Annotated in this window: 1 protein-coding gene and 1 pseudogene; both read right to left on the bottom strand. The window is 69.7% G+C overall.

Going from position 1 to position 1,327, the window contains the following annotated elements:
• A partial coding sequence (gene sucD, locus ABEA15_RS25515; protein WP_345559617.1) for a succinate--CoA ligase subunit alpha occupies window positions 1-844 on the bottom strand: 844 nt, incomplete at its 3' end.
• A 17-nt stretch (window positions 845-861) separates the two neighbouring features.
• Window positions 862-1,327 (bottom strand): annotated as a pseudogene (locus ABEA15_RS25520) (ADP-forming succinate--CoA ligase subunit beta); the annotation flags it as partial.

A 1,327-nucleotide genomic window follows, 5' to 3' on the forward strand; every position in this document is an offset into this window, starting at 1 on the left:
TGGGGGTTTTGCCGACCTTGACGCCGGCCGCCTCCAACGCCTCCTTCTTCGCCTGCGCCGTGCCCGCCGACCCCGACACGATCGCCCCCGCATGCCCCATCGTCTTACCCTCCGGCGCGGTGAACCCCGCCACATACCCCACCACCGGCTTCGACACCCGCGAACGCACGAACTCCGCCGCCCGCTCCTCGGCATCCCCACCGATCTCACCGATCATCACGATCGCATCCGTCTCCGGATCGGCCTCAAACGCCGCCAACGCATCGATATGCGTCGTGCCCACCACCGGATCCCCACCGATACCCACCGCCGTGGAAAACCCGATATCCCGCAACTCATACATCATCTGATACGTCAACGTGCCCGACTTCGACACCAACCCGATCCGCCCCGGCCGCGTGATATCAGCCGGAATGATCCCCGCATTCGACGCCCCCGGCGAGATCAGCCCCGGGCAATTGGGCCCCACGATCCGCGTCGCGCTGCCCGCCGCCTGCGCATGCGCCCAAAACGCCGCCGTATCGTGCACCGGAATCCCCTCGGTGATCACCACCGCCATCCCGATCCCCGCGTCCACGGCCTCCACCACCGCCGCCCGCGCGAACCGCGGCGGCACGAACACCACCGACACATCGGCCCCCGTGGCCGCCATGCCCTCACCCACCGACGCGAACACCGGCACCTGCGTCCCGTCGATGTCCACCGACACCCCCGCCTTGCGCGGGTTGACCCCGCCCACGACCCGCGTGCCCGAGGCCAGCATCCGCCGCGTGTGCTTAGTGCCCTCCGCGCCGGTCATACCCTGCACCAGCACCCTGCTGTCCTTGGTCAGAAAAACAGCCATCGTCGTCTCCCCCGCCTCTAGCTCGCGGCCAGCTCCGCGGCCTGGGCCGCGGCGCCGTCCATGGTGGGGGCCTGGCGCACCGCGGGGTGGCCGGCCCGGGTCAGGATCTCGCGGCCCAGCTCGGCGTTGTTGCCGTCCAGGCGCACCACCAGCGGCTTGCTCACATCGTCGCCGCGCGCGGCCAGCATCTCCAGCGCCTGCACGATGCCGTTGGCCACCGCGTCGCAGGCCGTGATCCCGCCGAAGACGTTCACGAACACGCTCTTGACGTCGCCGTCGCCCAGGATGATCTCCAGGCCGTTGGCCATCACCTCGGCCGAGGCGCCGCCGCCGATGTCCAAGAAGTTGGCCGGCTGCACCCCGCCGTGGGCCTCACCGGCGTAGGAGACCACGTCCAGCGTGGACATGACCAGCCCGGCACCGTTGCCGATGATGCCGACCTGCCCGTCCAGCTTGACGTAGTTCAACCCCTTCTCCTTGGCC

Origin of the sequence: Streptomonospora halophila, from assembly GCF_039542725.1 — a bacterium.
Classification (GTDB): domain Bacteria; phylum Actinomycetota; class Actinomycetes; order Streptosporangiales; family Streptosporangiaceae; genus Streptomonospora; species Streptomonospora halophila.